Annotated in this window: 21 protein-coding genes; 20 read left to right on the plus strand and 1 reads right to left on the minus strand. The window is 68.8% G+C overall.

Annotated features, from left to right (window positions below; genetic code table 11):
* The first annotated feature begins 80 nt into the window (after positions 1-80).
* From IPP98_14930 to IPP98_14995, 14 genes are all read left to right on the plus strand, one after another.
* Positions 81-803, plus strand: a complete 723-nt coding sequence (locus tag IPP98_14930) for a sulfite exporter TauE/SafE family protein (GenBank protein ID MBL0180389.1) — start codon at positions 81-83, stop codon at positions 801-803.
* A complete protein-coding gene (locus IPP98_14935; GenBank protein ID MBL0180390.1) occupies positions 800-1,327 on the plus strand; it encodes a TlpA family protein disulfide reductase in 528 nt (175 codons plus the stop codon). The genes IPP98_14930 and IPP98_14935 overlap by 4 nt, the downstream gene beginning before the upstream one ends.
* A complete protein-coding gene (locus IPP98_14940) occupies positions 1,324-1,890 on the plus strand; it encodes an RNA polymerase sigma factor (protein MBL0180391.1) in 567 nt (188 codons plus the stop codon). Before IPP98_14935 ends, IPP98_14940 begins: the two co-directional genes overlap by 4 nt.
* A complete protein-coding gene (locus tag IPP98_14945; GenBank protein MBL0180392.1) occupies positions 1,887-2,138 on the plus strand; it encodes a zf-HC2 domain-containing protein in 252 nt (83 codons plus the stop codon). The genes IPP98_14940 and IPP98_14945 overlap by 4 nt, the downstream gene beginning before the upstream one ends.
* A gap of 89 nt (positions 2,139-2,227) precedes the next feature.
* Positions 2,228-3,340, plus strand: coding sequence for a hypothetical protein (locus IPP98_14950; GenBank protein MBL0180393.1), 1,113 nt, complete (start codon positions 2,228-2,230; stop codon positions 3,338-3,340).
* Positions 3,341-3,374: 34 nt separating this feature from the next.
* Positions 3,375-4,529 (plus strand): hypothetical protein, encoded by a 1,155-nt coding sequence (locus tag IPP98_14955; protein MBL0180394.1) that lies wholly within the window; start codon positions 3,375-3,377, stop codon positions 4,527-4,529.
* Positions 4,530-4,598: 69 nt separating this feature from the next.
* The gene (locus IPP98_14960) at positions 4,599-6,608 is read left to right on the plus strand and encodes a TonB-dependent receptor plug domain-containing protein (GenBank protein MBL0180395.1); all 2,010 of its coding nucleotides are present in this window, start codon (positions 4,599-4,601) and stop codon (positions 6,606-6,608) included.
* A 10-nt stretch (positions 6,609-6,618) separates the two neighbouring features.
* On the plus strand, positions 6,619-6,840 hold the full coding sequence (locus IPP98_14965) for a hypothetical protein (GenBank protein MBL0180396.1): 222 nt from the start codon (positions 6,619-6,621) through the stop codon (positions 6,838-6,840).
* A 100-nt stretch (positions 6,841-6,940) separates the two neighbouring features.
* A complete protein-coding gene (locus IPP98_14970; GenBank protein MBL0180397.1) occupies positions 6,941-7,597 on the plus strand; it encodes a hypothetical protein in 657 nt (218 codons plus the stop codon).
* 206 nt (positions 7,598-7,803) lie between these two features.
* Positions 7,804-8,889, plus strand: coding sequence for a hypothetical protein (locus IPP98_14975; protein ID MBL0180398.1), 1,086 nt, complete (start codon positions 7,804-7,806; stop codon positions 8,887-8,889).
* A 74-nt stretch (positions 8,890-8,963) separates the two neighbouring features.
* Entirely contained in the window at positions 8,964-12,116 is a 3,153-nt protein-coding gene (locus IPP98_14980; GenBank protein ID MBL0180399.1) for a protein kinase, read from the plus strand.
* Between the two features lie 4 nt (positions 12,117-12,120).
* Entirely contained in the window at positions 12,121-12,876 is a 756-nt protein-coding gene (locus tag IPP98_14985; protein ID MBL0180400.1) for a sigma-70 family RNA polymerase sigma factor, read from the plus strand.
* Positions 12,873-13,781, plus strand: a complete 909-nt coding sequence (locus IPP98_14990) for a serine/threonine protein kinase (protein ID MBL0180401.1) — start codon at positions 12,873-12,875, stop codon at positions 13,779-13,781. The genes IPP98_14985 and IPP98_14990 overlap by 4 nt, the downstream gene beginning before the upstream one ends.
* Positions 13,782-13,876: 95 nt before the next feature.
* Complete coding sequence (locus IPP98_14995) at positions 13,877-14,239, plus strand: hypothetical protein (GenBank protein ID MBL0180402.1); 363 nt, start codon at positions 13,877-13,879, stop codon at positions 14,237-14,239.
* Positions 14,240-14,242: 3 nt separating this feature from the next.
* On the opposite strand, the gene IPP98_15000 is transcribed toward IPP98_14995, so the two are convergent.
* Positions 14,243-14,893, minus strand: coding sequence for a hypothetical protein (locus IPP98_15000; GenBank protein ID MBL0180403.1), 651 nt, complete (start codon positions 14,891-14,893; stop codon positions 14,243-14,245).
* Between the two features lie 193 nt (positions 14,894-15,086).
* Here IPP98_15000 and IPP98_15005 point away from each other — a divergent pair, with 193 nt between their 5' ends.
* The 6 genes from IPP98_15005 (at position 15,087) to IPP98_15030 (ending at position 23,166) form a co-directional block, all read left to right on the plus strand.
* Positions 15,087-15,629 (plus strand): hypothetical protein, encoded by a 543-nt coding sequence (locus IPP98_15005; protein MBL0180404.1) that lies wholly within the window; start codon positions 15,087-15,089, stop codon positions 15,627-15,629.
* Positions 15,630-15,719: 90 nt separating this feature from the next.
* The gene (locus tag IPP98_15010) at positions 15,720-17,927 is read left to right on the plus strand and encodes a VWA domain-containing protein (protein MBL0180405.1); all 2,208 of its coding nucleotides are present in this window, start codon (positions 15,720-15,722) and stop codon (positions 17,925-17,927) included.
* Complete coding sequence (locus IPP98_15015) at positions 17,924-18,910, plus strand: hypothetical protein (protein MBL0180406.1); 987 nt, start codon at positions 17,924-17,926, stop codon at positions 18,908-18,910. Before IPP98_15010 ends, IPP98_15015 begins: the two co-directional genes overlap by 4 nt.
* Positions 18,907-21,354 (plus strand): hypothetical protein, encoded by a 2,448-nt coding sequence (locus tag IPP98_15020; GenBank protein MBL0180407.1) that lies wholly within the window; start codon positions 18,907-18,909, stop codon positions 21,352-21,354. The genes IPP98_15015 and IPP98_15020 overlap by 4 nt, the downstream gene beginning before the upstream one ends.
* The gene (locus IPP98_15025; protein MBL0180408.1) at positions 21,354-22,121 is read left to right on the plus strand and encodes a DUF4159 domain-containing protein; all 768 of its coding nucleotides are present in this window, start codon (positions 21,354-21,356) and stop codon (positions 22,119-22,121) included. The genes IPP98_15020 and IPP98_15025 overlap by 1 nt, the downstream gene beginning before the upstream one ends.
* Before the next feature lie 40 nt (positions 22,122-22,161).
* Positions 22,162-23,166, plus strand: coding sequence for a MoxR family ATPase (locus IPP98_15030; GenBank protein MBL0180409.1), 1,005 nt, complete (start codon positions 22,162-22,164; stop codon positions 23,164-23,166).
* Positions 23,167-23,170 lie beyond the last annotated feature (4 nt).

The following is a 23,170-nucleotide window of genomic DNA, read 5'->3' on the forward strand; positions in this document are numbered from 1 at the left end:
GAGACGACGGGTTCGCTCGCGACTCCCGCCGTCAGCCAACCACCCGGGAACTGATTCCGCCCCCCACGCCTATGTGGGGCATGCCATTCACGATCGACCTCGGCACCTCCCTCACCGATCATCCGTTGCTCGGGCTCGCGCTGACCTTCGCCGGCGGCGTGGTCACCTCGCTCACGCCCTGCCTCTATCCGATGATCCCGATCACCGCCGCCATCGTCGGCGGCGGTACCACGGCCGAGGGGAGCGGTCGCTCCCGCCGGCGCGCGGCTGTGCTCACCATGGCCTATGTCCTGGGGTTGACCGCCGTGTATGCGACGCTGGGCCTCATCGCCGGACTGACCGGGACCCTCTTCGGCGGGATCAGTACCAATCCCTGGTCGTTGTTCCTCCAAGGCAATCTGCTGCTCCTGTTCGCCCTGATGATGCTCGACGTCGTCGCGGTGCCGATCCCGGCACGCTGGCAGCACCGCGCGGCGACGCAATCCACCGGCGGCCGCGCGGTCGGCGCCCTCCTGATGGGGGCGGCCTCCGGACTGGTGGCCGCCCCCTGCGGGGCGCCGGTGTTCGGGGCGGTCCTGACCTGGGTCACTCGCACCGGGAGTGCCCTCTTGGGCTTCGGATATCTCTTCGCGTTTTCGCTCGGAATGTCGGCGCTCCTTGTGGCCGTCGGTCTCACGAGCGGTCTCGCCGCGACCCTGCCGAGAGCCGGAGCCTGGATGCTCTGGGTCAAACGGGGGTTCGCGGTCCTCATGCTCGGCGCCGCCGAGTATTACTTCATCACCATGGGGAGTCTCCTGATATGAACATCGTTCGCACCCTCGCGGTCCTCACCGCGCTTGGCACCGCGCCGCTCGCCGCGCAGGACACCGGGATCGCCGTCGGCGCCATGGCACCGGGCGCCGCGGTCCACACGCTCGATGGCACCGCCGTGAACTTGTCGACGTACCTCGGCAACGGGCCGGTCGTGATCGAGTTCTGGGCGACGTGGTGTCCGCTCTGCAAGCAGCTGGAGCCCGCCCTTGCCGCCGCGAAGGCGAAGTACGGTGATCGCGTCACCTTCATCGGCATGACGGTGCCGCAGAACCAGACGCCGGAGCGCGCCAAGGCTTTTGTCGAGAAGAATGCGATGAAGGGGATCTTCCTGTTCGACACGGATGGTGCGGCCTACAAGGCGTATGCCGCGCCGCACACGTCGTATCTTGTCGTGATCAACCAGTCCGGGAAGGTGGTCTACACCGGCGTCGGCGGTTCGCAGGACCTGGAGGCTGCGCTGGCGCCGCTCGGCATCGGTGGAGGGAAGGCGATGATGGGTGGCCAGCACGAGTGAGCGACGCGTTTGAGCGTGACCTGTTGGCCCACCTCCCCGACGTGATGCGTTTCGCCGGGTCCCTCGAACGCGACCCCGACGCCGCGGCCGACCTCGTACAGGACACCTACCTGCACGGGGTCCGCGGTCGGGCCGGCTACGATCCGGCGCGCCCGCTCCGGCCGTGGCTCTTCGCCATCTGTCGCAACCTCTTCCTTCGCAGTCGGCATCGAGCCCGCTTCTTCGTCGAGGTCGAGGACGACGCCACGCTCGAAGTGATGGCGAACATGCAGCTGCACAACGGCGTCAAGGCGAGCGGGATGCCCGATCCGTTCCTGAGGATCGACTTCGGCCCTGCGCTGGCGCGGGCCATGGTGCAGCTGGCCGATCCGTATCGCGTCGTCTTCGCTCTCGTCGACGTCGGGGAGCATTCGTACCAGGAGGCGGCCGACGCGCTCGGTCTCCCGATCGGCACCATCCGCTCGCGGCTCTTTCGGGCCCGACGGGAATTGCAGGTCGCCCTCATCGAACACGCCCGGGATGCGGGCATCGTCCGCCACCCGTCGCGGGGAGTCGCCGAATGACCAACCAGCCGCCGCTTCAGTGCGTGGACGTCGTCCGCCAGCTCTGGGACTATCTCGATGGCGAGGGCGACCCGGCGGCCTGGGAGGCCATCAGGGAGCATCTGGCCTCCTGCACCGGGTGCCAGTCGCATGTCGATTTCTGTCGGGGCTTTCTTGCGCAGGTGGCCGCGGTCCCGGTGGACCCCGGGATGGTCGCTCTGATGCGCACCCGCATCGAGCGCGCCCTCGGAGCGGCTGGCACCAGCTGACCCGGTCGGGCGGGCGGAAACCGCCAGTGGATTGCGGAATCGACAGGGGAGGGAGATCCTCAGGCAGCCCCCCTCCCATCGAGACCCCCATGCAGCGTGCCCTCACCAGTTGGATAGCGACCGGCATCCTCCTCCTCTCTTGCGGACGCGCCCACGCGCAGGCCACGTGGCGGCTGGTGGAGGAGGCCCGTTTCGGCTCCGCGACCGATCCACGCGCGGAACTGACCAAGGTGCTCGGCGTGGCCGTCGCACCAGATGGCTCGGTGCTTGTGCAAGAGGAGGCCACTCAGGGCATCCTCCGCTTCGCGGCGGACGGCCGCTTTCTGTCGAGTTCCGGCGGGAAGGGGAGCGGGCCGGGCGAGTTCCGATCGATGATGCCCTGGGGGCGAGCGCCCGACGGCACCCTCTGGATCAATGATCCAGGCAACGGCCGGGTCACCGTGATGGGCGCCGACGGCAGTTACCTCCGCACCATGCCGATCATGAATACTGATCGATTGCATGTCCCCGTGCAGCCGGATCGTGTCGGCCACCTGCTGATGCAGGTGATTCGCAATCCGCAGTCGGCCAATTTCGACATCGCGATGCAGCGACGGACGAAGGACGGCACGGTCCTCGATACCTTGACCGTGCCGTCGTGCTCACCGCCGGGCCCTCAGCCGACGCGGATGATCCGGGTCGGCAATCGTCCGATGTTCTACCCGCTCCTGCCGCCTTCCCTCTCTGAGGTCACCGCCGATGGCGCCGTCTGGTGCAGCGACGCCGCCCACTATCGTGTGTTCAAATTGCGGCTCGGCCAGGGCGACACGCTGCGCACGATCTCGGGGCGCGCGACCCCCGTCCGTTATCCGGCCGCGATGCGCGACAGTGCCATCGCGGAGTTTCGCCGCGCCGTCGTCAAGGCCGGTGGCACGGAAGGGGATGTCGAAGCGAGTGCCGTGCCGGTCAACCGCCCCGCCATTCTGGCGCTGTCAGAGGATGACCAGCAACGGCTCTGGGTGATGGTTCCCACGACCGATGCGGTGGGAGAACGGTACGAGGTGTACTCGACCACAGGGGCCCTCGCCGCGCGCGTGGCGCTTCCCGTCCCGCTCTTCCTCCGGTTCTCGCCAGTGATCGTCGGCAGCCACGTCTACGCCGTCGTGCGGGATCAGGACGATGTCCCGACCGTGGTCCGGTTCCGAATCTCGACCGGGAAGTAGCGTGATGTCTCGCCACACTCCCTCGTAGACGCTCGTGCTGACACGCCTGACCGCCGTCGCCCTCGCGATGTTGACCAGCTCGGCCACCGCCCAGCAGCCGCGATCGCTCATCCGACTCGAAGCCGGCACGTGCCCGGTGTGCACCGTGACGCTCGAGAGGGTCGCCGTGATCGGCAAGGCCACGGACAAGGAGCTCGCGCCAGAGCATGCGAACGCGGTGATGCTCGCCGATGGCGGCTTCGCGGTTTCGGACAACATGGCCAAGCAGCCGATTCTCCGGTATGACCGCACGGGGAAGCTGCTCGGGACGATCGGCACGATGGGGGACGGCCCGGGCGAGTACCGCGGCATCTTATCCCTCGCGCGTGCCCGAGGGGATTCGCTAAGCCTGCTGAGCTACGACCGTCTCACCACCATCGCGGTGACGAGCGGCCACGGGCGAAGTGATCCGCTCCCCCAGGGCACGCAGAGCTTCGAACACATCGTCCTCACCGACGGTCGCGCGCTGCTCAATATCATGAACGCCGCGGAGCGGAGATTCGTGTTGTTGACGCCGAAGGCGCAGCTGATCAGTCGCTTCGGTCCGGTGCCGACCAAGATCGTGATCGGGAATCAAGGCGGGCGCGTCGCCGGCGATCCCTATTCCAATTGGGTGGCGCTGGCTGCGTCCCCGAGTAGCGGCGCGTGGGCCGGCAGCGCGCAATATTCCCACCACCTGCAGAAGGTGGGGCCCGATGGAAAGGTGTTGCTGGATGTCGCGCGGAGGCCGTCGTGGTTTCAGCCATATACCTACGCCGAGATGGTGGAGAAGTCCCAGCGCCTCGGCGAGTTGCGGACGCCGACGCCGCCGACGCTGACCGGCATCGGCGTGACCGGGTACGGGCTGCTCTTCGCGATCTTTCGGGTGGCCGATGCAAAGTGGAAGGCCGATCCAAAGGCGCCACCACCGTCACCGCCGGCGCAGGAGTACCGCGGGGAGAATCTGGTGCCGACCGGTGGGATCGAACGGTACGTTGACGCCATCCTCGAGGTCTACCGCGAGTCTGACGGCGCCTTTCTCGGCTCGTGGCGCTCCGACGCCCTGCTCGGCAGCATGCTCCCGAACGGGCTGTTGTGGATGCGCAGCCAGGACGCCGACGGCGTCGTCTCCTATACCGTGTATCGCGTGAATGTGACCGGTGCCCGCTAGTTCCCGGCACGAGCAATCCGTTTCCACCCCCGGGACGTACTCTGGCCAACCCAGCCGAGGACGCCCCCGATGCGGTATCGAATCTCCCTGTTGTTCTGCGCTGCGGCGTTTTCCGCCCCCCAGCTCCTCAAGGCGCAGGCCCCCGTCGTCGTCGCCGGGAAGGCGCACTCGGCGGCGGGCGGCGCCCCGCTCGCCGGAGCGACCGTCACCCGGCGGCAGGATGGTCGGCGCACGCTCGTGTCGCGGGAGGGCAACTTCCGCATCGCGGCCAACGAGGGCGACTGGCTCGTCGTCACGCAGATCGGCTTTGCCCCAGACTCGGTTCGGGTCGTCGCCTCGACGGCGACGATCCAGCTCCGCCCCGCCCCCATCCAGCTCTCGCCGATCGTCGCGGTGACCTCCCCCCTGACGGTCGAGCGCGGCAGCCAGGAACTCCGCGACCTTGATCTCGCACTGCGGCCGCATGAGTCATCACAGGAATTGCTGCGCCTCGTCCCGGGGCTCGTGATCGCCCAGCATGGTGGCGGCGGGAAGGCGGAGCAGATTTTCCTGCGCGGCTTCGATGCCGATCATGGCACCGATGTCTCCGTCTCGGTCGACGGCACTCCCGTCAACATGGTCAGTCATGCGCACGGGCAGGGATACGCCGACCTGCACTTTCTCCTCCCTGAAGTCGTCGGCGCACTCAACGTGCGGAAAGGACCGTTCGACGTCCGCGATGGCAACCTCGCCACTGCCGGGGCCGTCGCCTTCACGACGCTGGATCGCATCGCCCGCGCGAGCACCGAGGTACGCACCGGTGCCTTCAACACCGCGAGCGCTCGACTCCTGGTCCCGTTCGGGGGCGGTCCGGGGACCTTCGGCGGGTATGTCGCCGGCGCCACGGCCCGGACCGACGGCCCCTTCCAGGCGCCGCAGGGCTATCGGCGCTCCAACGCCTTCGCCAAGCTCACGGCCCCGATCAGCGGCAGTGCCGAACTGGTCACCTCGGTGTCGGCGTTCGATGCGACCTGGGATGCCTCGGGGCAGATCCCCAGGCGGGCCGTCACGGCGGGGACGATCTCGCGCTTCGGCTCGATCGATCCAACCGAAGGGGGGAACACCAGTCGCGGTGACGTGTCCGTGGCCATCCGCTCGCGGGGTGTCGAAACGCCGTGGCAGATCCGGGCGTATGCGGTGCGGTCCGACTTCGCGCTCTATTCCAACTTCACCTATTTCCTGGCCGACTCCGTCAACGGTGATGGCATCGTGCAGACGGAGTCGCGCACCCTCGGCGGGGTGCAGGCCGAGATGGCACGGCCATGGGCGCTGTTGGGACGGAGTGGAGAGCTGACGGTGCTCGCCGGGTTGCGCGCCGACGGCGTCGACGTCGCCCTGCGTGACCAGACGAGGCGCGTCGTGCGCGGCGACCGAGTGGTTTCGGGCATTGCGGAGGCGAACTACTTCGCCGCGATCTCCCAGGCGATGGTGCTCAGTCCGCGGCTGCATGCCACCGTTGGCCTGCGCGCCGACCTCTTCCGTCAGTCGGTGGTCGACCGGACCAATGGCGATGGCGGCATCGCGGGAGCGCGCTCCAGCGGTGTGGTCTCGCCGCGGCTTGCGCTCGACGCGATGGTGGGGCGAGGTGTGCGCGTGACGGCGCAGGTCGGGCAGGGATTCCACAGCAACGATGCGCGTGATGTGGTGCACGCCACCCGGGGTGATGGTGTCCTCCCACGGGCGCTCGGCATGGAGCTCGGCGCCCGGCGGACATGGTCGGGCGGCTCGGTCGCCGCGGCGCTCTGGCAGACGACGCTCGAGAGCGAGCTCGTCTTCGTCGGCGACGAGGGGGTCACGGAGGCCAGCGGCCGGACGCGCCGGATCGGTGCGGACCTCGAGGGACGCGTCCGACTCCTGCCAGGGGTCTGGGCCGATGCGGACCTGAACCTGGCGCGGGGACGATTCCGGGACGAACCACCGGGCGCCGATCGGATCCCGCTCGCCCCGACGGTGACGGCCACGGTCGGGCTCTCGCTGCGAGATCGCGGTCCACTGACGGCCGGCCTGCGCGTACGAAACATCCGCGCGCGCCGCGGATGAGCGTGGCGAGGTGATCGCCGAGGGCATCACGGTGACCGAGCTCTCCGCGGAGCTCGCGCTGGGGCGATGGGTGCTGATCGGGGGCGTCGAAAACCTCTTCAACGTCGAATGGAACGAGGCGCAGTTCGCGACCACCTCACGGCTTCGCGGCGAGGCCGGGCCGGTCACCGAGCTGCACTTCACCCCTGGCAGTGGTCGGGCGCTGCGCGTGGGAGTGCGGGTGCTGCGCTAGGCTCGGCGCCGTGGCGGTTGCGTGGCGCGTGATTCGGGGAGATCCTCCGGCAGCCGCCGTGCTGTGCTGGCGCCCCCTCCCGTCCGTGCGCAGGAGCTGCATGCAACCGTTCGCTCGGCAGTGCTTCCTTCCGGTGGTGTTGCTCGCCGCCGCGTGTACCCCACACCCCGAGGGCCCCGCAGTGGTATACTCGGCGGACACCAGTCGCGCCGCATATTCCCAACTGCCGGGTTCCCTCGACTACGTCACCACTGCGGTTCGGCAGATGGGCGAGCCGCCCCTGGTCGGGGCCAAACTCCGCCCCGGCACGACCGTGATCCGCTTTGTATGGGCGCGGTCGTTCCATCCCTACGTGGCGGTCCGATTCGTCATGGAGCCGAAGCAATGCGCGGTCATGGCCACCGAGATGACGGCGGAGCAGACGCTCTGGGGGACGCCCGATAGCACCGGCCTCTCAGAGGCCATCGGGACCACCCCGGGCAAGATCATCCGGCAGGACTCGGTGCCGCTGCTTGCGGGCGACTGCAAGGCGATGCGCACGACCCTCGAGCGGCTGGGGCTCTGGCAGGTCAAGTCGCGAACGCCCGGTGGACTCGATGGCTCCGATTGGCGCTTCGAGCGAGTCGATGCCAACGGCTACACCTTCGTGCAATGGTGGTCGCCGAACGCGCAGGAGGGGCACCAGCTCTGGAGTGCGGGGCTGGCCTTGCTCAAGATGGCCAACGCGCTCCCCTCGGGGCCGCGGGAGCTCTACTAGGACCTGACTGCATCCGCCGACGCAGCACCCCAAATTGTCGCTGTTCACTCTCGGCCAGGCCAACTCCGCTTTGCCCCGACCGAGGCATTCTTCGAGCGACACATCTATCGTTGGAGTCGGTAGCAGGCCCCACCCGCCCGGAGCACGCCACGACCTCACCGATTTCGCGCCCGACCCTTCCCGCCGCCGACCTCGCCCCGCCCGGGGTGACCGTCGCCGGCGCGGCCGCGTCGCCCGCCGCCGCGGCCCTTTCGGCGCGCGTCGCGGAGTTGCTCGCGATGCTCGACCACTCGGGCGTCGTGCGTGTGGTCAATGTGGAACCGCTCCCCGACGGAAAGACGGGGTACGACCTCCGCATCCTTCCCGAGGCGCGGGCGCTCCCTGCCAGCGGACCGACACGCACGCCCGAGGCGGTGCAGCTGGTGGCGCGCGTGGCGGACCTCCTGATCCAGGGAAAGGCGGCGGGGATGGTGTTGCGCGAGGTGACCGTTGATGGCGCGCCGATCGCGGCCGGCCGCGCCGAGGTCACCGGCCTGGGGACGCTGCTCCGCGCCATGCTGCCAAAGGGGACGGCGCAGCTCCCGCCGGTCGTGGAGACGATCATCCGCCGTGCCGTCGATGCCGAGGCGCCCGATAGGTATCAGTCGGTCACCGAGCTGCGCGGTGATCTCCTCAAGCTCCAGCAAACGCTTCCCGTGCCGTCGCGCGGCGGCACCGTCGAACTGACCCGCTCGGCGCAGTTGCTTGCGGCGATGGAATTTCCGGATGTCGTCACGGTCGCCGGGGCGACGACGCTGCCTGATGGGCGCATCGGTTATGCGCTTCGTCAGCTGCTCGATGGCGGTGTCCCGGCCCGCCTTGGGTTGACGAGCTCCGGCGACGTCGCCGCCCTGATGGCGCGGCTGAGCGACGCGCTGAACCAGGGTCGCGACGCGGGGATGGTGCTCCGCGAGGTGACGTCGCGCGGGGTCACGCTCCCGTTCGCCGCCGGGGATGCGCGCGCCGAGCTGGTGGCGCTCGGCACCATCCTCCGCGACGTGTTGACCGCGAGTCAGGGCGCGCCGACCGCGCCGCTTGCGGCCCTGATTCAGCGGGCGCTGGATCCTGAGGAGGCGAAACCGTTCGACAGCGTGGCCGAGTTGCGCGATGAACTCAGGCGGCAGGAACAGGCTGCGCGGCTGATCCCGATGCCGTTGCGGCCCCCGGTCGAGGTGAAGTCCGGGGGGCAGTGGCTCTGGTGGTTCGTGGCGGTGGCGGTGGTATTGACGTTTCTGGTGGTTTTGCTTCGATAGTCGGGTGTCGCGCTTGCCGATTGGCGCCTCCGGACCCAATTTTCGTCGGTTCCCCCCAACAATCGAGCCCCCGGATGGATGCGCTCCGCGCCAAGCTGGAGAACGCGCTGGCAGGTCAGTACACCTTCGAGCGTGAACTCGGCGGCGGTGGCATGTCGCGCACCTACCTGGTCCGCGAGGATGCCCTGAACCGCCGGGTGGTCGTCAAGGTGCTCGCGCCGGAACTCCTCGCCGGAATTTCGGTCGAGCGTTTTCGCCGCGAAGTCCTCCTCGCCGCCCAGCTGCAACATCCGCATGTCGTTCCGGTCCTCACGGCCGGCGACACCGATGGCGTCCCCTGGTTCACGATGCCGTACGTCGATGGCGACTCGCTGCGGCACCGGCTCGCGAAGGGACCCGTGCCCCTCGCCGAGGCGGTGTCGATTCTGCGCGACGTGGCGCGTGCGCTGGCGTACGCGCATGGCAACGGCATTGTCCATCGGGACATCAAGCCCGACAACGTCCTCCTCTCCAGCGGCAGCGCGACCGTCACCGACTTCGGCATCGCGAAGGCGATCAACGCCGCCCGCACGACGCAGGGCGATGCCAACGCCACGCTGACCCAGGCGGGAATGTCGATCGGCACACCCGCCTACATGGCGCCGGAGCAGGCGCTCGGCGATCCCGACACCGACCATCGCGCCGACCTCTACGCGTTCGGCGTGATGGCGTATGAACTGATCGCCGGGCAGCCGCCCTTCCAGGCCAGCTCACCGTCGAAGCTGCTCGCCGCACATATGAGCGAGACACCCCGCGACCTGCTCAGTGTCCGTCCCGAGTGTCCCCCCGCGCTTGCTGCCGTGGTCATGGCATGCCTCAGCAAGGAGCCGGAAGGTCGACCGCAGGAGGCTCGTGCTGTGGCGCGGGTCCTCGACACCGTCACGACCAGTGGCACTGGCGCCTCAACGCCCGCGATCCTGCAGGGTGGCCGTATCCGCCTCGGTCGAGCCACCGCACTCTGGGCCGCGGCCACCGCGATGGTGGCACTGACGGCCTGGGCCGCCACGCTGGCGATTGGCCTGCCGGAATGGGTGCTCCCCGGCTCGGTTGCCGTGATGCTGGCCGGGCTCCCGGTCATTGCGTTCACGGCGTTCGCGCAGCGCACCACCTACCGCGCCTTCACCGCGACCCCCGGCACCGTGGTACCGCAAGGCACGATGGCCACGCTCGCCATCAAGGCCTCCCCGCACCTCACCTGGCGGCGGGCGTGGCTCGGTGGCGGAATCGCGGTCGGTGGCTTCGCGGCGCTGGTGGTCACATTCATGGTGATGCGCGCGCTCGGGATCGGCCCGATGGCCTCGCTGCGCGGGCAGGGCGCGTTCGGCGAGCGCGAGACGCTCATGGTGGCCGACTTCACCTCGCCGCCGAGCGACTCGACGCTGGGCGCGACGGTGGCCGAAGCACTGCGGACCGACTTGGCGCAGTCATCGTCGCTGCGCGTGCTGACCCGTTCGGTGATCCGCGAAGCGCTCACGATGATGCAGAAGCCGATCGAAAGCGCGCTCCGCTTCGATCTGGCGCGCGAGATCGCGACCCGCGAGGGTGCCAAGGCCGTGCTCGACGGCAGCATCGAACAACTCGGTTCCAGTTACATCGTCTCGGCGCGATTGGTGACGGCGCTCGATGGCAAGGACCTCGCACTCTTCCGCGAAGAGGCGAGCAGCCAGGACGCGCTCCTCGCGGCGATCGGCAAGCTGTCCAAGCAGGTGCGCACCAAGGCCGGCGAGTCGATGCGGACCATCCGCGCCAGCAACGAGCTCGAGCGGGTGACCACGCCGTCGCTCGCGGCGCTGCGCAAGTATGTCGAGGGGTCGCGGGTCGCCGACGAGGAGAACGACAGCGAGCGCGGCCTCGCGCTGCTCGAGGAAGCGGTACAGCTGGACACGTCGTTCGCGATGGCGTGGCGCAAGATTTCGGTCTTGCTCAACAACGAGGATCAGGATCGACCACGGATGATCGCCGCGATCAGCACCGCCTACCGGCACCGGGAACGGCTGACCGAGATGGAACGGCAGCTGACCGAGGGGTTCTACTACACCCGGGGGCCGACGCCAGATCGTCAGAAGGCGATCGCCGCCTACCGGGCCGCGGCGGTCATCGATTCCACCAGTACGTCCGCGATCAACAATGCCGCGGTCGTGCTCGGGGAGATGGGCGACCACGAGGCCGCGGAGTCGCTGTATCGCCGCGTGGTCAAGCTCAAGCACACCTTCGGGGGCGCCTACACCAACCTGCTGACCGAACAGATCGCCAACGGGCGCATCGCATCGCTGGATTCCACGGTGCAGCAGTATCGCGAGCGATTCCCCGGCAACGCCGGGCTCTGGGAAGCCGAGTGGTACACCGCGTGGGCCAAGGGAAACATCGTCCGCGCCGAATCGATCAGTCGCGCCGTGGCCGCCGCGCCCAAGTCCCTGCGGCAGACGGTTCGCGCGACGCAGGGGGTCGCGGGCCTCAGCGAGTACGGCGGTCGGCTCGCCCAGGCACGGGAGTGGCAGGCGAAGAGTTCCGAGGCGCTGTATCGGGCCCAGCCCACGCCTGCCAACCTGCTCAGCATTGCCATGGACAGCGTGTACTTCGAGCTCATGTATATCAGCAAGGCCGCAGGCACCGCGACGGTGCAGCGCGCGCTGGCGAGGGTGCCGATCATGTCGCTCGCGCCGAGCGAGCGCCCCTGGTACAACCTGCGCAACTTCGGCGTGATGGCGAAGGATCCGAAGTGGGCGCGTGAGGCGCTCGCCGGGGCGGATCGCGACCTTATTCCGCTGGCCGCGGATTCGCAGGGCGTCCGGGCAAGCTTTACCGGCGCGGTGGCCTTCGCGGAGGGCCGCTACGAGGACGCGATCCGCGACTTCACCTTCTCGGAGCAGCGCTACTCGACCAGACCGCGCATGGCGACACTCGTGCGCGGCCTGGCCTATCGCGAACTGGGCCGAGCCGACTCCGCGATCGCATCATTCGAGCGCTTCCTCGCGGAGCGTGACGCCACGGGTGAACTGGACATGCAGTGGCGCGCGCCGGTGCTGCAGTACCTTGGGGAGTTGTACGAGGCCAAGGGAGATCGGGCCAAGGCGCTGGAGCGGTATGGCCAGTTCACCGAGCAGTGGGCCAAGGCGGATCCCGTCCTGCAGGTGCGCGTCCGCGAGGTGCGGCAGCGAATGGCGAAGCTGCAGGGCGAAACGGGGTGATGGCGTGCGTCGCTGGACGCCCCCGCCTCACGCGCTGACGCGGAGTCCACGCACGCCTCGTTTCCCTGAAACTCGCCTCTCCCTGCTGACCGCGCTCGCGTCGACCGATCCCGATCGGCGGCACGCGGCGGCGGACCTGCTCTATCGCGCCTATCGCGCGCCGGTGCTCGACATCTTCCGCTGGCGCTGGCACCTCGGCGACGCCGATGCGGAGGATGCCGTGCAGGAGTTCTTCGCCACGGCACTCGACAAGGGATGGCTGGAGCGCTTCGACCCCGAGCGGGCGCGCTTCCGGACCTTTCTCCGGCTCTGCGCGGATCGCTTTGTCGGGCATCACCTGGAGTCGGTGGGCCGCATCAAACGAGGCGGCGCGATGGAGGCAGTCGCCTATGATGACGTGGCGGAGCAGTTGCTCGCCCCAGACGATCCCGCCGAAATCCGCTTCCGCGCCGAGTGGGTGCGCAGCGTACTGTCCCTGTCGGTCGATGCGCTGACGGCCGAAGCCGAGGCGCAGCAACGCCACCTGCACCTGACCCTCTTCCGTGCCTACGACCTGGCCGACGTCACCGAACAGCAGCGACCGAGCTACGCCGAACTCGCAGCCAGCCATCAGCTCACCGACTCCGAGGTGATCAACCACCTGGCCTGGGCACGCCGTCGCTTTCGCGTCCACGTCCTCGAGGTGGTGCGCCAACTCGCGGGAAGTGATCAGGAATATCGTGAGGATGTCCGCGACCTGCTCGGCATCGATCCACCGTGACGCACCTCTCTGATGCGGTCGTCGCGCACCTCACGGCGGAACTGATGCTCCCCGAGTTGCCGCCCCGTTACCTCCCGCAGGAGGTCATCGGTCGTGGCGGAATGGGCGTGGTCTGGCGCTGCCGCGACACCCTGCTCGAGCGCGATGTTGCCGTGAAGCTCCTCGTGGAACACCTCAGCGGCGCCGCATGGGCAGCTCGACTCGCGCGAGAAGCACGGATCCTCGCGCAGCTCGAACACCCCGGCATCGTTGCGGTGCATGATGCCGGTATGCTCAGTGACGGCCGGGCGTGGTACGCCATGCGGTTGGTGGTCGGCGAGCCGCTCGATCGCGCGCGGGGGCAATTGGGCACACTTGGTGACGTGGTTCGTGTGATGATCCGTCTCGCCGACACGATCGCCTTTGCCCATGCCAACGGCGTGATCCATCGCGACCTCACGCCGCGCAACGTGATGCTCGGTCCCTTCGGGGAAGTTCTCGTGCTGGATTGGGGCGTCGCTCGGCTGGTCGCGGACGGGGGCAGCCAGGACGGCGCAATCGTCGGCACCCCGGGCTATCACGCCCCCGAACAGGCAGCCGGCCAGGATGGTGATGCGCGCAGTGACGTGTACGGCCTCGGGGCGATCCTCCGCGACCTGCTGCGGTCGCTCTCCGTCGCGCCGCCCAAGCCGCTGGCCGCCATCCGCGACCGCGCCATGGCACCCCGCGCCGAGCATCGCTTCGCCACCGTGGTGGAATTCCGGGCGGACCTGGCGCGCTTTCAGGATGGGGCGCCCGTCCACGCCTATCTGGAGCCGCTGGGCGAGCGCGTGCTTCGACTCGCGACGCAGTATCGCACGCCGCTGCTGCTCGTGACGGCGTACCTGGTGATGCGACTCGTCGTGCTGTGGTGGCGCGGGATCTAGGGCGCCGCAAGGATTCGCCCGCGAATCGGTAATGGAAGAGCAGCGCCCGCCCCCCGCGGGTGCACGCATTCGACACTCTCATGCAGGAGTTCCAGATGGGCAAGCCACTCTTCGGTCTGATTCTCGGCGGGATTCTCGGCATCTTCGACGGCCTCACCGCGCTCGTCTCGGCGCCTGCCGTCGCCCCGCAGATCATGATGATCGTCGTGGGATCGATGGGGAAGGGACTGGTCGCCGGGTGGATCATCGGCTTCATCGCCAAGAAGGTCGACAATATGGCGGTGGGGATCGTCGCGGGAACGTTCGTCAGCGGCTTGCTGGCGCTTCCGTTCGCGTTGGGTAAGAATCCGGAGACGGGCGAAGTCTACTTCTGGGAGATCCTGATCCCGGGAATGATCGTCGGGTTGATCGTCGGCTACGCGACCCAGCGGCACCAGCCGAAGGGTCGCGCGGCCTGAGGATCAGGGCGCCTTCTTCGCTGCGGGCACCGGCGCCATCGGCGTGATCATGTCGAAGGTGGTGACGTGCATGTTCAGCGCCGGCCCCATGCGGAAGGCAATGGCGGGACGGTTGGGCAGCGACGTACGCGGCATCGAGCCGATCACCTTGCCGTTTACCAGGAAGCTGACCTCGTCGGTGCCGATCGCGATCCGCAGCAGGTTGGTCGAGTAGCCATTCGAGTCCGGCCTGGCGACCGCCGGCGCCGGCTGCCACGCCGCCACCGGCGTCTCCCTCCCGCGCTCGACCCGGGCCACGGCCACCGAACCGTCCCGACGGACCAGCACACCGACCCATTCACCCGGCGCGTCGAGACTCGTCACACCCAGGCCATAGGCGCCGCTTCCGGTTCCAGGGAAGAGGATCACCTTGGCCTCGGCGCCCCGACGGCCTTCGACGACGTGACCGGTCGGGTAGAGCGTCGCCCCCGAGGTGGTCGTGGTGAGGTGGAAGCCGGGCGCCATCGAGGTGAACGCCCATCCGGCCGAGTCCGGTGAGGCGCCCCGCACGTCGTGGTGCCAGGCCCAGCCGGGCGGCGGCGTGACCTGGGCGGTGAGCGCCAGGGGCGCCAATGTCAGGAACAGGACAGCGGAGAGGGTGGCGCGACGGGTCATGGTGGCCTCGTGATGGGAATGGACGTCTCCACGGAATATTACCGATCCGGCAGGCATTCCTTGTGGGGCGCCCATGGCACCGCGCCGATCCGTCCCGCGGCCCGCTGCAACCAAGGGATCCTTTCCGGCGTATCTCGGGGTAAGTATTCGATTCGCCGCCAGTCGCTCCGCCCCCCAGTCACCCGGTCCCTCGATGCGCTCACTCCCGCTCGTCGCCCTGCTGCTGCTCGTCCCCGCCGTAGCCTCGGCCCAGACGCCACTGCCGAAGGTCGATGCCAAGCCCGCCACCCCCGATTCGGCCAAGTCAAAGGCCCGTGCCAAGCCGCTGTTCAAGCTCGAGAAGGTCGAGTGGATGTCGGGGTGCTGGGCGGCCGAGACCGGCAACGATACGCGCGTCGAGGAAGACTGGAGTGCCGCGTCGGAAAACCTGATGCTGGCCACCACCCGCTACCTCACCAACGGGCGGGCCACGGGATACGAGTTCACTCGGATCGAGGCCACCGACTCGGGGATCGTCTTCGCCGCCGCGGCCGATGGAAAGCCGGAGCACGTGTACAAGCTGGTCCGGCAGGCGAGTGAGTATCTGCTCTTTGAGCGGACCAGCAAGGAGTTTCCGCAGCGCATCATCTACCGCCGTTCCTCCGACGGCGCATTGATCCCGCGCAATGAAGGGGAAGGCCAGCCGAGCATCGAACTCCGCCTGATGCGAGTTCGCTGCGCCGGCGACAAGAAGTAAAGCGGAGTTCCCCTGGGCGCCGTCATCGAGTCGATCAGCACCTTCCTCTTCAAGTATCCCCCGCGCCTCTTCGCGCGGGGGGAGTTGGTCGTGGCGCCGGTCGTCGCGCCGTGGGTCCTGGCCATGCTGGCGGTGCTGGCCGTACTGCTGGCGGTGTTCGCCGCCCGGCGGTTGCGCGGGCCTTCGCTGGCGGAACGGATGACCCTTGGCACGCTGCGCGCCCTGGCGCTGCTGCTGGTGATCGCCTGCCTCCTCCGGCCCGCTGTGATCGTCTCGCGGGCCGTGCCGCAGCGCAACGTACTGGCCATCCTCGTCGACGATTCGCGCAGCATGCGCATTGCCGATGCCGACTCCACCCGCCGGGTCGATGCTGCGCGCCGCGTCTTTGCCGATTCGGCCGCACTGGTCCGGCGCCTCAGTGAACGCTTCGCGCTTCGTTTCTTCCGCTTCAGCGCCACCGCCACACCGCTGACCGATCGCGCGGCGTGGTCCGCCACGGGGACGCGCACCGACCTCGCGACCTCGCTCGAGTCGGTTCGGCAGGAACTCGCCGACGTGCCGCTCGCCGGCGTGGTGGTCGTGAGCGACGGCGCCGACAACACCGCCTCCGACCTGGAGCCGCCGCTGCTCGGCTACCGGGTCCGCCGCGTCCCGCTCTACACCGTCGGCGTCGGCACGGAACGCTTTGCGCGGGACATCGCCGTCGATCGCGTCTCGCTGCCACGCTCGGTCCTCGAGGGCGGGGCGGCCGTCGCCGACGTGACCCTCGGCGTGCGGGGCTTCGATGGCGTTGACGTGAAGCTGACGGTCGAGGCCGATGGCCGCGTGGTGCACCAGGAGACGACGACGCTGCGTGACAAGCGCGAAGCCGTCTCAGTCCCACTCCGGATTCCGCCGCTGCCGAAGGGGACGCACCTGATTCGCGTCATCGCGACGCCACTCGCCGGCGAGGCGATTCTCGAGAACAACGAGGCCCAGGGCGTACTGCGGGTTCGGCCTGGTCGGGAGAAGGTGCTCTATCTCGACGGCGAACCGCGGCCCGAGTTCGCCTTCCTCCGCCGCGCGGTCGCCGAGGACAGTGCCCTCCAGCTTGTGGCGATCCTGCGGAGCGCGGAGGGGAAATACCTCCGGCTCGGGGTCGACGACTCGCTCGATCTCTCCAGCGGCTTCCCCGTGCGCCGCGCTGAGCTCTTCCGCTACCGCGCCGTCGTGCTAGGCAACATCGAGGCGGCCTTCTTCAGCGGCGACCAGCTGCGGATGCTGGCCGACTTCGTCTCGCAGCGCGGTGGTGGGCTGTTGATGCTCGGCGGTCGCGGCACGCTCGGTGAAGGCGGCTACGCCGGGACGCCGGTCGATGAAGTGCTGCCGTTTGCGCTGCAGGCCAGCGGGAGCGACCCGAGCTTTGCCGAACTCGCCGTGCGCCCCACCGCGGCAGGGGTCGGTCAGCCGATGCTGCAACTCGCCGCGACACGGACGGCCAATCAGGCCCGCTGGGCGGCGCTCCCGCCGGCGACGACGGTGAATCGTCTCGGCCCGCTTCGCCCGGGGGCGACCCTGTGGCTGGAGGGGATGCCGGCCGGTGGTGGTCCTGCGCGACCCGTCTTCGCCACGCAGCGCTACGGCCGGGGCATCAGCGCGGTGCTCGCGCTGCAGGACTCGTGGCTCTGGCGGATGGATCCGAAGGCGCCGCTGGAAGACATGGCGCATGCCACCTTCTGGCGGCAGACGTTGCGTGGCCTGCTCGACGAAGTACCGGACCAGGTCGAAGTGGCCACCATTCCCGAACGCGTCGGCCCCGGCGAGCTCGTGACAGTGCGCGCGCGCGTGGCCGACGAGACGTTCGGTGATGTCAACGATGCGAGCGTCGTGGTCACGGTGACGCCACCGATCGGCGAGCCGTATGACCTGACCCTCGATCGCGTGCCGCGCGAAGAGGGGACGTATCTGGGCCGGTTCACCGCGACGGACGCCGGCCCCTATTCCCTTTCGACCGCGGCACGACGCTTCACCGACACGACCTTCGCGGCACCACAGATCCTGCTCGCCGACACCCTGGGCGTCGACATGGAGCGCGCGGAACTGCGCACACCCTTGCTGCGGCAGATCGCGGAGGAAACCGGGGGCCGCTATTACCCGCTGGCCGATGCGGAGAAGCTCGTCGACGATGTGCAACTCACCGAGAGCGGCATCACCGTGCGCGACGCGCGCGACCTGTGGGACGCACCGATCGTCTTCTTCGCACTGCTGGCGCTGCTCGTGGCCGAGTGGGGCCTGCGCCGTCGCTGGGGGCTGTCGTGATGCGCCTCGCCTTGCTGCTCCTGCTGGCGACTGTGGCGCCGCTCGGTGCGCAGGATGGCCGCGTGCATGTGCTGCTGGTGACTGGGCTGGGTGGCGAGCCGGCAGAGGGGCGCGCCTTCGTCGAGGCTGCGACGCAGATCCACGCGACGGCGCGGACCCGATGGGGTGTGGCCGACTCGTCGCTGATCTTCCTCGCAGAACGGCCAGCTGACGACTCGGCCCGGATCAGTGGCCGTTCGACACGAGAGGAGATCGGGGCGGCGGTGATGCGCCTCTCCCGGCGCGTGGCAGCTGGTGACGTGCTCCTCGTGGTGGTGATCGGACACGGCAGTGGCGAGGGGGCGGAGTCCCGAGTGAACCTCCCCGGACCGGATCCGACGGCCGCAGAGTGGAATCTCTGGCTCTCGGGCTTTGCCCAGCAGACCGTGGTGGCGATCGTGGCGGCCAGCGGCAGCGGCGATTTCCTGCCGCAGCTGTCCGGGACGAATCGCGTGGTCATGACCGCAACCAAGAGCCCCAGCGAGCGCAACGCCTCGATCTTCGCATCCCGCATCGCCCGTGCGCTCTCCAGCGGCGACGCCGATGCCGACAAGGATGGCGCGGTCTCGGCGCTTGAAGCGTATCGATTTGCGAAGTCCGCCGTCGTGCGCGCCTACGACGATGACAAGAAGCTGCTGACCGAACATGCCCAGCTCGACGACAATGGCGACAAGGTCGGCAGCGCCGATCCCGGTGTCGCCTCCTCGCTCGACGGCGCGCTGGCAGGTCGCATCACCTTCCAGCGGCGTGCCGAGAGCACCGACCCACGGATCGTCGCACTGATGGCCGAGCGACGTGCGCTCGAGTCGCAGCTGGCCGGGTTGCGGGCGCGGAAGGCGTCGACCGACTCCACCGCCTACGAACGGGACCTCGAGAATCTCCTGCTCGAGATCGCCAAGCGGACGCGCGCGATTCGCCTGATCCAACAGGGAGGCACGCCGTGAAGCGCCTCCTCGGGTTGGTCCTGCTTGCCGGTGCGCCTGCGGCGCTCCTCGCCCAGCAGCCCACAGCGGCCGGCGTGCGGCGGTTGGTGGAGACGGGGCGGCTCGAAGCGGCGGAAGCGCTTGCCCGGAGCGGTGGTGCAGCAACCCAGGTCGCGCTGGGCGAGGTGCTCGTGCTGCGAGGTCGGCTGGCGTCGGCCGACTCGGTCTTCGCGGCGGCCGGTGCTGCGTCGCGCGTGGCCGAGGTCGGCCGCGCCGAAATCGCACTGCGTCGTGGCGACCGCGCCGCCGCGATGCAGTTGGCGCAGCTCGTGACCCAGGCCTACGCGCAACGCGCCGCCGAATGGAGCGTCTCGGATCGGGTCGCCGCGGGCCGAGCATATGCCCTCCTCGGCGGCGATGCGGCCACGGTCCGCAGTGCCCTCGCTGCCTTTGACGCCGCCGCCAAGGCCGATCCGGCGGACCCTGACGCATCGCTCCGGGTAGCCGACCTCTTCCTCGACAAGTACAACGCGCCCGATGCCGAAGCCGAGTACCGCGCGGTGCTCCAGCGCGACAGCACCAACGCGCGTGCCCGCCTCGGCCTGGCGAAGGTGATGGCGTTCACCGGCGACGCGAAGGCGCTGATGGCAGCGCGTGCCGCGTTGGTCAGCAATCCGCAGCTGGTGCCGGCGGAGCTGCTCCTCGCACGCCTGCACCTCGAGGCCGAGGCGTACGACTCTGCCTCCGCGGCGGTCGCACGGGCGCTGGCTGTCGATTCGTCGGCGATGGCGGCCTGGGCCACCCGCGCGGCGATCGCCTGGCTGCGTGGGGACACCACCGCGTGGCGGGCGGCCGAACAGCGCGCCCTCGCGATCAATCCGACCGCGTCCGATTTCTACGCCGAGCTCGCCGAGACGGCGGCCAGGGTCCGGCGCTATGGCGACGCTGCGCGATTTGCCCGGCAGGGTGCCGCACTGGATTCGCTGGCACCTCGAGTGCTTGGCGTTCTCGGCACCAACCAGCTGCGCCTCGGGGCAATGGCCGATGCTCGGCAATCGCTGAGCCGGGCGTTCGCCCTCGACCCGTTCAACCTCTGGCACAAGAACACGCTCGACCTGCTCGATCGCCTCGATGGTTTTCGCACCGTGCGAAGCGCCCGCTTCGAAGTGGTGATGCCGGCGGCCGAGGCGGATTTGCTGTCGCTGTACCTGATCCCGCTGCTTGAGACGGCCTACGACTCGCTCGCCGTGCGATATGGCTATCGTCCCCCGACGCCGATCCGTCTGGAGCTGTTCGATCGGCATGCCGACTTCTCGGTCCGCACCGTGGGGTTGGCCGGCATCGGCGCGCTCGGTGTCTCGTTCGGGACGGTGCTCGCGATGGACGCCCCGGCTGCTCGCCCAGCTGGCGAGTTCAACTATGCCTCGACCGCGTGGCACGAGCTCACGCACACCTTCACCCTCGGCCTCTCCGACAATCGTGTCCCGCGCTGGATCTCCGAGGGTCTCTCGGTCCTCGAGGAGCGGCGCACCGGGCATGGCTGGGGGATGGACGTCTCGCTCTCCTTCCTTGAGACCGTCGCCGCGGGGAAGTTGCTCCCGGTCAGCCGGATCAACGAGGGACTCGTGCGGCCGACCTATCCGGAACAGATCGGCGACAGTTACCTGCAGGCGTCGCTGGTCTGCGAGATGATCGAGGCCGAGCACGGCATTGGGGCGCTGCGGGCGATGCTCACCGGCTTCGCGCGTGGCTGGGACATGGCGACGGTGCTGCAGCGGACCGTCCAACTGACGCCGCCTGCCTTCGACGCGCACTTCGACCAGTGGCTCAGGTCACGCTACGCGGTGCCGCTCGCGGCGATCGGCACGCCGACGGCTGGAGCGCCGGTGCCCAACCCGATTCGCATCGCGGTTCGCGACGGCACGGCGCTCCTCGCGGCGGGGCAGGCCGAAGCCGGTGTGGCGAAGCTGGCCGAAGCAGAGCGACTCTTCCCGGGGTACCCCGCGGCTGATGGTCCGGCCTGGCCGTTGGCGAAGCACTACGCGACGACCGGCCGTCCGAACGACGCGTTGCCGCTGCTGGCACGCATCACGTCGCACGGCGAGACCGCGCTCGAGCCCAACCTGCTGCAGGCGACGGTGCTTGAGCAGCTGGGCAATCCCGCCGGTGCCGCCGACGCGGTGCAGCGCGCCCTGTGGATTGCGCCACGGGATATCAGTCGCCACGAATGGCTCGCGCGCTTGGCGGATCAGTCCGGCCGCTTCGCGGTGGCCGTCCAGGAGCGCCGTGCGGTTGTTGCCCTTCGGCCGCCGAATCCGTTGGAAGCCAGGTACCAGCTGGCGAAGGCGCTGCAGCGCGCCGGCGATACTGCCGCTGCCCGCACCGAGCTCTTGCGCATCCTTGAAGAAGCCCCCGGTTTCGAGAAGGCCCAGGAACTCCTGCTCGACCTGCGAGGAGGAAAGTGATGACCCGATCGATCTGGCACAGACTGCTCGGCGGGGCCCTGCTGCTCGCCGGCGCCACCGCCCTGCCGGCGCAGCGCGGCATGGGGTATCCGACCGAGATCAACAACGTTCCGTATGACGGCCGCTTCACGTATGCCCGCATCAAGTACACCGCGGCCGACATGGGCGGTGGCTTCCGTGGCCGCTTCGATCCGATGTGGAACCACGACTATCCACGTTCGGATCGAACCTTCCCGCAGATCCTCTCGGAGCTGAGCACGATCAAGGCGCGGATCGATGGCAGCGTGGTCTACACCGCCGACGATCCACTCCTGCATCGTTTTCCGGTGGCGTATCTCTGCGAGGTCGGGGCGTGGGTGCCCACCGAGGCCGAAGTGGTCGGACTGCGGAGCTATCTGGTCAAGGGCGGCTTCGTGATCGTCGACGACTTCCGTGGCCCCCAGGCGCTCGACAACTTCGATCGACAGCTGGCGCGGGTGCTGCCGGGCGCGCGACGTATTCGGCTTGAGGTCAGTCATCCACTCTTCGACAGCTTCTACCAGATCACCGATCTGTCGTTCGGCGAGCCGTTCGGTCGGGGCGGCACGCCGGAACTGTACGGCATCTTCCAGGACAACGACCCCGCCAAGCGGTTGATGATGGTGGTCAACTACAACTACGACATCTCGGAGCGGTGGGAGTGGTCCTTCACCGGCCGCGACCCGCTGCCCACCGGCGATGCCTTCAAGCTCGGCATCAACTACGTGATCTACTCCTTCACTCACTGACAGAGGCCCCGGCGTGACCAACACCCCTTCCTCCAGCGCATTGGACGGCCTCGACGATGGCGCCCTCGCCGAGCGACTCGCCGACGCCAGCCGCCGGATCACCACCGAATTGCGGAAGGTGATCGTCGGCCAGGATGCCGTGGTGGAGCAGGCGCTCATCGCGCTCTTCGCCGGCGGCAACTGCCTCCTCGTCGGCGTCCCGGGGCTCGCCAAGACGCTGCTGATTCACTCGCTCTCGCGGGCGCTCGACCTGCGCTTCTCGCGGATCCAGTTCACGCCGGACCTGATGCCGAGCGACGTGACCGGCACGGACATGATCACCGACGACCCGGAAACCGGGCGGCGCAAGCTCGCCTTTCTTCCCGGCCCGATCTTCGCGAACGTCGTGCTTGCCGATGAAATCAACCGCACGCCGCCGAAGACGCAGGCCGCGCTGCTGGAGGCGATGCAGGAACGCCGCGTGACGGTGCAGGGGAAGACCTATCCGCTCGAGCCGCCATTCTTCGTCTTCGCGACGCAGAATCCGATCGAGCTCGAGGGGACCTATCCGCTCCCCGAGGCGCAGCTCGATCGCTTCATGTTCGAGGTGCTGCTGGACTACCTCCCCGAGGAGGAAGAGGTCGCCGTGGTGCAGGCGACGACGACCGTCCCGCCGGAGGCGATCAACCCCGTCGTCTCGCGCGACGAGATCCTCGCCTTCCAGCGGCTCGTCCGCCGCGTGCCCGTCGCCGATGCCGTGGTCCGCTATGCGGTCAAGCTTGTGCGCCTGAGTCGCCCGGTGGATGGCGCGCCGGACTTCGTGCGGCAGTGGTTGGCGTACGGCGCCTCGGTGCGCGCGGCGCAGGCGCTGGTGCTCGGTGGCAAGGCGCGCGCACTGGTGCAGGGTCGGGCGCACGTGTCGTTTGACGACATTCGCGCGCTGGCCCGCCCGGTCTTCCGCCACCGGTTGTTGCGGAACTTCCAGGCGCAGTCGGAGAAGGTGACGACGGACCATTTGGTGGATCGCCTCCTCGAGGTCGCGCCGATGCCACGGTCGGGGCTCTGAGTCC

The organism is Gemmatimonadota bacterium, assembly GCA_016720805.1.
Classification (GTDB): Bacteria; Gemmatimonadota; Gemmatimonadetes; order Gemmatimonadales; family GWC2-71-9; genus Palsa-1233.